This window comes from Bacteroides sp. ET489 (assembly GCF_030518095.1).
Classification (GTDB): domain Bacteria; phylum Bacteroidota; class Bacteroidia; order Bacteroidales; family Bacteroidaceae; genus Bacteroides; species Bacteroides ndongoniae.
In genome coordinates, this window is the sequence record NZ_JAULLJ010000001.1 from 346,268 (window position 1) to 355,677 (window position 9,410).

The window sequence follows — 9,410 nt, forward strand, 5'->3', positions numbered from 1 at the left end:
GAATGAAGAATTAAGAATGAAGAATTTCTCAGACTATTCGCCATTGAACATTATTCATTCACCATTAATCATCAACCATTTATCATTTACCATTAACCATTATAAGCCTTTCGGCTTTAACTCCTTAACTTCCATCAAAATGCCTCCTTAGGCCGGTTCCTCCCCGCGTTCGATGTAAGCCAGCACGTCACCTTTCTTCACATAGCTGCCCTGCTTGGCACATACCTCGATGATGCGTCCGCTGAAGTTGGCCGTCACCTTGTCGTGCGTTCCCCACGGCGTGGTGATGTAGCAGAAGGTATCGTCGGGCTCGTATTTGTGACCGGGCTCGGGTGGCATGGACGGGTTGGTCACATCTATTTCCCAAATCACCGTTCCCTTCGCCGGTGCCGTGATAGGCTCTGCCTTGGCACGCTTCAGTTTCTTCACATCTTCGTCCGAGAAGCCTTTGCCCAGCAAGGCCGATTCCTTGGCACGCTGCAGGTCGGTCTCGAAACGTTTGCGGGCCACGCCCGACTTATAGTCGCGATACTGGCGGTCGTGCATAGCCAGCTCGAACAGTTCTTCTTCGTCTTCGCCCACGTCCCAGCCGTTCTCTTTCATCTCCTTGCGGTACTCGTCCAGCTGGTCGGGATAGTACGATTGCGGATCGGCATCGGTAAACTCGTAGTTGTTCTTCCGGGCCAGTTCCACGATTTCCGGATCCAGCTTGCCCGGCAGACGTCCGCTCTTGCCCAGAATCATGCCCCACGTGTTGTTGTCGATCATCGTCCAGCGCTCTTCGCCCTTCACCTGCGACATGACATTCATCAGTGCCACATTCTTCACATACTGGCTGAAGGGGGTCACCAATGGCGGATAACCCAGCTTGGGCCATACGTATTCCACCTCGTCGAACAGCATCACCAGCAGGTCGTCGATGCTCAGTTCCGGTTCGCCCTTGCCTTTCAGTATCAGGTTGATGCCGGCATGCACGCCTTTCAGGTCGGCCATCATCGAGCCCATCATTCCGCCCGGCAGTCCGCACTTCAGCAGTAGCGACGACATGTGCTTGTTGCTTGGGGCCATGAAGTAGCCTAAGAAGTCGTCGATGAACTCCTGCGTCAGCGAGCGGGCTTTCATGTAGGCCTTCATGTTGATGTCGGGCACCTGGAATCCCTTGTCGCGCAGCATGGCCTGCACCGAGATAACGTCGGGATGCACCTTTCCCCACGACATGGGTTCCATCGCCACGTCGATGATGTCGGCCCCGTTCTCGCACACTTCCAGGATGGAGGCCATCGACAGTCCCGGACCGCTATGGCCGTGATACTGGATGATGATATCCGGATGTTTGTCCTTGATGGCTTTTGTCAAACGTCCCAGCATGCCCGGACGTCCGATGCCTGCCATGTCCTTCAGACAGATTTCGGGAGCACCCGCCTCAATCAGCTGGTCGGCAATGGCCGCGTAATATTCCACGGTATGTACGGGCGAATGGGTAATGCAAAGCGTAGCCTGGGGAATCATGCCTGCCTCAAGCGCATACTTGATGGAAGGGATGATGTTACGCGTTTCGTTCAGTCCGCAGAAGATACGGGTGATGTCCACCCCCTGGGCATGCTTCACCTTATACATCAGCCGGCGTACGTCGGCCGGCACCGGATACATGCGCAGTGCATTCAGTCCGCGGTCCAGCATGTGGGTCTGTATGCCTGCCTCCCTGAAAGGTTTGGTAAAGGCACGCACGGCCTTATTCGGATTCTCACCATAAAGCAGGTTCACCTGTTCGAAAGCGCCGCCATTGGTCTCAACGCGGGCAAAGCATCCCATTTCTATAATTACCGGAGCAATGCGGACCAACTGGTCCACCCGTGGCTGGTACTTTCCGGACGACTGCCACATGTCACGATAGACAAGACTGAATTTAATCTCCTTTTTCATAACGTTCGGGGAATTAAAGGTATTATTTGTTCGGTTAACTTAACATAGACAAATATAGCAGATAATTCTGACATATCGACAATAAAACAGCAGTTTTCTTTCAGTCAAAAGATATGTTATATATCATATTGTCAGCCCCTTCTTCATTCCTCCCACCCCCTTTCGGCACAGAAGCCTTATTTTTTCCGAAAAAATCGTAATACATCTGTGATTTTTTTATAGTTTTGCCCACATACAAGGAAACAGCCTTACGGTTTTAGTTTTTGAGTTTTTGAGTTTCTAAGTTTTTTAGTTTTTAAGTTGGGAGGATACGAACACTAAAGAACGAAGAACTCCAAACTTAAGAACTTAAAAGAACTTACTCAAGTTTCGCAAGTGCGAAACTTGTAGAAGTTAAAGGAGTTAGAAGAAGTTATCGCCCGTCTTGGACGGGCTTAGGAGTTAAAAGCCAATAGAGAAGCAAACAGCTCACAATGTATCGGCTTAACTCCTTAACTCCTTGACTACAACCGATTAATAAACTTGCGAAACTTAAAGAACTTAGAAACTTAAAACTCAAAAACTTAAAAACTAAAAAACATAAGAACTCAAAAACTTAGAAACTTAAAACTAAAAAACTTAAAAACTAAAAAACTTAAAAACTAAAAACTTATGAAATCATTGAAATTGCAGTCGATTCTTCTGCTGGCTTTCGCATTGCTTGCCCTGCCCTCCTTCGGACAAGGGCTGAAAGCCTTCAAACTGAAGAACGGTCTTTCCGTATATATATGGGAAGACAACACCAAGTCCGACGTGTATGGTATCGTAGCCTGCCGCACCGGTTCGGTCAACGACCCGGCCGAATACACCGGTCTGGCCCACTATCTGGAGCACGTCATGTTCAAAGGTACCGACAAGATCGGCGCCCTGGACTGGGAAAAGGAAAAGCCCATCTACGAACAGATCATCGCCAAGTACGATGAAATGGCCGAAGAGACCGACCCGCTGAAGAAAGAAGCCATCGGGAAAGAGATCAACGACCTGACCGTGGAAGAAGGCAAGATCAGCGTTTCCAACGAGTTTATGAACCTCATCGAGAGCATGGGTGGAAAAGGCCTGAACGCAGGTACCAGCTACGACGTCACCTACTACCACAACTCGTTCCCCCCGTACCAGATCAACAAATGGCTCGAAATCTATTCGCAACGCCTCATCAACCCCGTATTCCGCCTGTTCCAGACCGAGCTGGAAAGTGTGTACGAGGAATATAATATGTATCAGGACGACCCCGGAAGCGTACAACGCGAGTTTATATCGAGCAAGGCATTCGAGGGACATCCCTATGCGCGCCCCATCATCGGCCTGCCCGAACACCTGAAGAACCCGCGCCTGAGCAAGCTCATCGAGTTCTACAACAACTGGTACACCCCCGAAAACATGGTACTGATTCTGGTGGGCAACGTCAACGCACAGCAGATCAGCGGACGCATCAACGCCACCTTCGGACGCCTGCCCAAACGCCCCACGCCCGAACGCAAGACTTACCCCGACCTCGACATCAAGGGACGCAAGCAGTACACCGCCAAGGTGGGCTACTACCCCATGGTATGCCTCGCCTATAAGGGCGTACCATCGGGACATCCCGACGAGAAACCGCTGGAGATAGCCATGTCGCTGCTGCACAACAGCAGCAACACCGGCACGCTGGACAAGCTGACCCTGGACGGCGAACTGACCAGCTGCGGAGCCTCAACCGACTTCCGCCGCGAGCAGGGACGCAACATGGTGTATGCCATCCCCCTGTACGACGAGAACCAGCGCCGCTTCGAGTCGAACAAGAGTGCCGAGAAGAAAGCCCTGAAAGCCATCGAGCAGATTGCCAACGGCGAATTTGAAGACTGGCAGATCGAAGCCATCAAGGCCAACATGTGCCGCGACTTCGACCTGACCATGGAGTCGAACACCAACAAGGCCATGATACTGATGCAGGCCTTCATCAACGAAGAAGACCTGGGCAAAGTGCTCAGCTACAAGGACGAAATCATGGCCATCACCACCGAAGACATCAAGCGCGTGGCCAAGCAATACCTGACCGGCAACTACCTGGCCCTTTACATCGAAAAAGGCAAGGCCGACAACAGCGGAAAAATCAAAAAGCCCGGCTACAAGCCCATCGAACCGCCCGTAGGCAAGCAGTCGCTCTACGCCCTGCAGTTCAAGAGCATGCCCATCGGACATGTCGAGGAAAAGTTCATCGACTTTACCGACGTGCAGGTCAAGAAGCTGAACGACCGCTCGAAGATGTACTATTCGGTCAATCCCGAAAACAACGTGTTCAGCCTCACCCTGCGATACGGCGTGGGCGAACGCGAGTTCCCCAAGCTGGGCATTGCCGCACAGCTGATGAACGATGCCGGCGTGATGGGTGCCTACCAGCCCCAGCAGCTGAAGGAAGAGCTGAGCAAGCTGAACGCCACCTGCAGCGTAAGCGCCAGCGACAACTACCTGTACATCACCATGGAGGGCTACGAAGCAACCTTGCCGCAAGCCTGCCAGCTGCTGTCGCGCCAGATCCTGATGCCGCAGCTGGACGAAAAGCAGCTGGCACGTATCAAAGGCTCGCTTCTGGGCGCACGCCAGCAGCGCAAGGAGAATGTGAACACCCTGTCGTCTGCCCTGATGCAGTACATGATCTATCAGGACAAGTCGAGCTTCATCGACGAACTGACCGATAAGGAAATCTACGAACTCTCCATCTCCGAGCTGACCGGCGACATCAACCGCGCCGCCAACTACGAGGCCGAAATCTTCTACTGCGGCACGATGCCTTTCGACAATGCTTACGACATCCTCAGCAAGAACCTGCCGCTGGTAGCCAACGAGCGTCCGTCCACCTCGCCGCAAGACAAGCCCCTGGCCTCTGTCACCGAGAATACCGTATACTTCCTGCCCAACTCCGACGCCGAACAGGCACAGATCTGGTTCTTCATGCCATTGGGCCAGTACGACAAGAAGGACGACGTGCTGCGCGACGCCTTCAACCAGTACTTCTCCGGAGGTTTCAACGGACTGGTGATGAACGAAATCCGCGAAAAACGTTCCATGGCCTACTCGGCCGGAGCCTACATCGGCACGCCTGCCCTGCCCGGCAACCCGACTTATCTGTTTGGCAACATCGGCACACAGAACGACAAGGCCAACGACGCGCTGGACGTATTCATGGGTCTGGTGACCGACATGCCGAAGAATGCCGACCGCATCGACAACATCAAGAGCTACATGCGCCAGGAAGCGCTGACCACTCACCCGTCGTTCCGCAGCAAGGCCGAGACCCTCAACTCGCTGCAACGCGTCGGCTATAGCGAAGACCCCGCCAAGGAGAACCTGCCGAAAATCGATGCCCTGACCTTCGACGACATCGTGAAGTTCTACGAAGACAACATCAAGGGCAAGCCCTACTGCATCGGCATCATGGGCAACCCGAAGGACATCGACGTGAAGAAGTTGGAGAAATACGGCAAAGTTGTCCGACTGAACGACCGCAAGCTGTTCAATACGAAGGACACGCTGTTCTAAACTAAGGAGTTAAAGGAAGTTAGAAGAAGTTATCGCCCGCCTGGCGGGCTAAGAAGTTAAAAGCCGATAGTCTTGCAAATGACAGCAAGTTCTATCGGCTTTTAACTTCTAACGAAGTGATAACTTCCCTTAACTTCTCTAACTTCTAACCCAAAACAACTCCTACCGCTTCTCCTCTTCCTCGCCCGCACCCGAAAGGATGGGCAGGCAAATCTTATACTTGACGGCCAGAATACGAGCCAGAAATACCGACACGCCGCCCACAATCTGGCAGATATACGCATCCAGCCCCGCCAGCTGGCAGAGGAAATAAACAGTACCGCCCACCACACAGGCCATCGCATAAATCTCCTTGCGGAAAATCAGCGGAATCTCGTTGATGAACACGTCGCGGAACACACCGCCTGCCGCACCCGTAATGCTACCCATGATGATGGCCACCCAGAAGGGATAGCCCAGCAGGATGCTCTTCTCCACACCCACCACGGTGAACAGGGCCAGACCGATGCTGTCGAAAATGAAGAACGTGTTGTTCAGATGAATCAGATACTTCCCGAACAGAATCACCCACAGCAGGGCCAGACCGGTACAGATCAGGTAAATGGGATCGGTCATCCAGCCGGGAGTGACGTCGAGCAGCAAGTCGCGTATGGTTCCTCCGCCAATGGCGGTCACAAAGCCTACGACGTATGCCCCGAACCAGTCGAACCGCTTGGCCGAAGCTAAACGGATGCCGCTGATGGCAAAGGCAAACGTACCTATAAAATCGAGAATCTGAACAAATGTTGGCATATGGGGTTTTGAGTTTTTAAGTTCTTTAGTTCTTGAGTTTTTAAGTTCCTTAGTTTTTGAGTTTCTCGGTTATTGAGTTTTTGAGTTCTTCGTTCTTTTGTTTTCGTTTTTCCAAAACTTGAAAACTCAAGAACTTTAAGACTTAAAAACTCAATAACTAATAAAGTTTTTTGGCTCATAAGTCTGTGTCTTACTTCAACTTAAAAACTTAAAAACTCAAAAACTAAGGAACTCAAAAACATTTTTATCAGCAAAGTAACAAATAAATTCCCTAAGAAACCGTATTTTTGTCTCATCATTTTTTCATCTTGACTCAAATAATGAAAATAACAATCGTATCGGGCGCACGTCCCAACTTCATGAAGATAGCGCCCATCTGCCGTGCCATCGACGCGGCAAGGGAAAGCGGAAAGGACATTACCTACCGCATAGTATATACAGGCCCCGAAGCCGACAACAGCCTGGAAGCCTCGCTCTTCTCCGACCTGAACATGAGGAAGCCCGACGCCTGCCTGGGCGTAAGCGCGCAAGGACAGTCGGAAACGGCAGCCGCCATCATGCTGGCCTTCGAAAAAGAACTCGATGCCCACCCCGCACAGGTGATACTCGTGGTCGACGACCTGACAGCCACCATGAGCTGCGCCATCGTAGCCAAAAAGCGCGGACTGAAGGTGGCACACGTCATCGCCGGCACCCGCTCGTTCGACATGAACATGCCGCGAGAGGTGAACCGCACCATCGTCGACGCCATCTCCGACTACCTGTTCACCGCCGGCATGGTGGCCAACCGCAACCTGAACCAGGAAGGCATGATCCCCGAATACATCCACTACGTGGGCAACATCCTCATCGACAACATACGCTACAACCGCCACCGGCTGATACAGCCCCGCTGGTTCGACTCGCTGGGACTGAAGAAGGGCAACTACCTGCTGCTGACGCTCAACCGCCACGACCTGCTCGACAAAAAAGCCGTCGTACAGTCGCTGCTGCAGACCGTCATCGAGAAAGCCGACGGCATGCCCATCGTGGCTCCGCTGCACCCCTACGTGGAGAAGGCCGTCAAGGCACTCGACCTGCCCGCCGCCAACCTGCACATCCTGCCGCCCCAAAGCTACCTGCACTTCGGCTTCCTCATCAACCAGGCCAAAGGCATCGTCACCGACTCGGGCAACATCGCCGAAGAAGCCACCTTCCTCGACGTGCCCTGCATCACGCTGAACACGTACGCCGAACACCCCGAAACATGGCGCATCGGCACCAACGAGCTGGTGGGCGAAAACTCGTTTGCACTGGCTGCCGCCCTCGACAAGCTGCTGCACGGCGACTGGAAGCACACCACCCTGCCCGACCGCTGGGACGGACGCACCGCCGAACGCATCGTGCAGACACTAATCAATGGCGAAAAACTCTGAGGAAAGCTCCCAACGTTATCCGAAGGATGTCAAAGCGAGAAGTGACTGACATCTTATTCTTTTTAGGCACGGATTACACGGAAAAAATGCAGAAAAGGAAGAATAACAATCTGCGAACTTCTGTGTAATCCGTGCCTAAAAAAAAGCGGTTCCTTAACTGACATACCTGCGGCATCGTGAATCCCCCGCGCCAGCGGAAACAAACCAAAAAATGTATAGGAAAATGAAAATCAGGCAGTTAGCTTCGTTACAGCGTGTAACGCACCATTTTAGGCCGACAAATTTAAATACTTACTTCGATTCTGGCAAATCTTCGCCGAGTTTTTTCTTTTTAAAAAAAATATTTTTGATTTTAAGAAATTTTTCATGTAAAATCGTTGCACGATTACACATCCACCCTTATATTTGCCATGTTTTGTCAGGATAACAAAACAACTATGAGAACAGTTTCGGATCTTGTATGGAGTCCCCAGGACCGAAACACCACGAACCCGGGATCTCCGCTTCTAACCCTGAATGCAAGCTAATTCTACAACCATAGGAGCTTGCCATTCGCTGGCCCGGCGACAGCCATCAGATGCCACCAACCCGAAAGACGTACAGGGGGTTCAGCCCCCGGAAAGGTTCCTTCCACCAAGTGGGAACGGCCACCCGTATGTCCTAAAATTTCTCGATTGTTTAATTTTTTTAAGAAAGGAGACAGCTATGATTGGCCATTTCTATTTCACACACCCCATAGGAGCGTCAGACGACCCTCGTATGGAGGCCATGGAGGAAAAGCTGCACGGCAAAGGTTCAGGAGTCTACTGGTACATCCGCGAAAAGATGTCCTACTTCTCCAACAACCGATGCCGGTTGAAACAGCTTGTACGATTCGCCACCCGCTACTACAACAAGCAGATGATCGAATGGGTAGTGCAGGAAAGCGGACTGTTCGGTTGCGACGAAGAAGACTACTTCTTCCCGCTGAAACTGAAGTGCGAACTGGAGGCGGAAGACAAATCCGACATCCCGTCGCAACCGGCAATCTGCCCCTCGGAAAACCGCGAAACACCCCCGAAAACGACCGGCAAAAACAGCAGGAAAACTACGAACAACACCCGGAATGCGTCCGTTTCGGGCAAAAAAACAGCGGAAAACAACGAAAATCGGACAAAAATCAGCGAAAAAACAGCGGAAATCGATGAAAAATCGTCGGAAAACAGCAAAAAAACAGCGAAAAACGGCCCGAAAACAGCCCAAAACAGCACGAAAAAGGCACCAAAACCGATGGAAATCGCTGCGCAACCATCTGAAAATGAAGCAACTGACAACAACATCCACACCAAAAGCAACACAAACACGTCCACTATATATAAAGAAAAAAAGAAAGAAAAAGAGAAAGATGTTGTTGTAGTAGCTACGCCGCCGCCGACGACGACGCCCCCCGCCAGCCCGACGGCCATACGACCGTGGCAGCAATACGTGGCCGAGTTGAACTCCGACAGCGAGTGGGGACAGATCGTCTGCATGAAAAGCGGCTACGGAGCCCTGCTGAAGAAGCACTGGGAAACGGCCAAAGAACTCTTCAGGCAGCACGTCATAGCCATGGGCAAGGAGCAAAGCCTCCTCACGCAGGACGAGGCGAAACGCTACTTCATGTCCTTTGCCGCCACCTGCCCCACCACCGCGGGCGAGCTGCGCCAACAGCTCCTGCGGCTGGAACAGGCTGCCACCGCCACCGCC

Annotated in this window: 5 protein-coding genes; 3 read left to right on the forward strand and 2 right to left on the reverse strand. The window is 52.1% G+C overall.

The features are described 5' to 3' along the window. Positions 1-147: 147 nt before the first annotated feature. Positions 148-1,923 (reverse strand): biotin/lipoyl-binding protein, encoded by a 1,776-nt coding sequence (locus tag Q3C19_RS01460; protein WP_302726701.1) that lies wholly within the window; start codon positions 1,921-1,923, stop codon positions 148-150. A 651-nt stretch (positions 1,924-2,574) separates the two neighbouring features. Here Q3C19_RS01460 and Q3C19_RS01465 point away from each other — a divergent pair. Next, positions 2,575-5,478 (forward strand): pitrilysin family protein, encoded by a 2,904-nt coding sequence (locus Q3C19_RS01465; RefSeq protein WP_277120681.1) that lies wholly within the window; start codon positions 2,575-2,577, stop codon positions 5,476-5,478. A 162-nt stretch (positions 5,479-5,640) separates the two neighbouring features. Here Q3C19_RS01465 and Q3C19_RS01470 read toward each other — a convergent pair whose 3' ends face one another. After that, positions 5,641-6,270 (reverse strand): trimeric intracellular cation channel family protein, encoded by a 630-nt coding sequence (locus tag Q3C19_RS01470; RefSeq protein WP_302726705.1) that lies wholly within the window; start codon positions 6,268-6,270, stop codon positions 5,641-5,643. A 320-nt stretch (positions 6,271-6,590) separates the two neighbouring features. Between Q3C19_RS01470 and Q3C19_RS01475 the strand changes: the two genes are divergently transcribed. Beyond that, the gene (locus Q3C19_RS01475; protein ID WP_071149879.1) at positions 6,591-7,685 is read left to right on the forward strand and encodes a UDP-N-acetyl glucosamine 2-epimerase; all 1,095 of its coding nucleotides are present in this window, start codon (positions 6,591-6,593) and stop codon (positions 7,683-7,685) included. A 705-nt stretch (positions 7,686-8,390) separates the two neighbouring features. Then, positions 8,391-9,410 (forward strand): hypothetical protein (locus Q3C19_RS01480; protein ID WP_302726708.1); only part of this gene is annotated, 1,020 nt, incomplete at its 3' end.

Bases quoted from the DNA above. Each gene is read 5' to 3' on its own strand.
- Q3C19_RS01460 (WP_302726701.1), bottom strand. From the start codon at position 1,923: ATGAAAAAGGAGATTAAATTCAGTCTTGTCTATCGTGACATGTGGCAG.
- Q3C19_RS01465 (WP_277120681.1), top strand. From the start codon at position 2,575: ATGAAATCATTGAAATTGCAGTCGATTCTTCTGCTGGCTTTCGCATTG.
- Q3C19_RS01470 (WP_302726705.1), bottom strand. From the start codon at position 6,270: ATGCCAACATTTGTTCAGATTCTCGATTTTATAGGTACGTTTGCCTTT.
- Q3C19_RS01475 (WP_071149879.1), top strand. From the start codon at position 6,591: ATGAAAATAACAATCGTATCGGGCGCACGTCCCAACTTCATGAAGATA.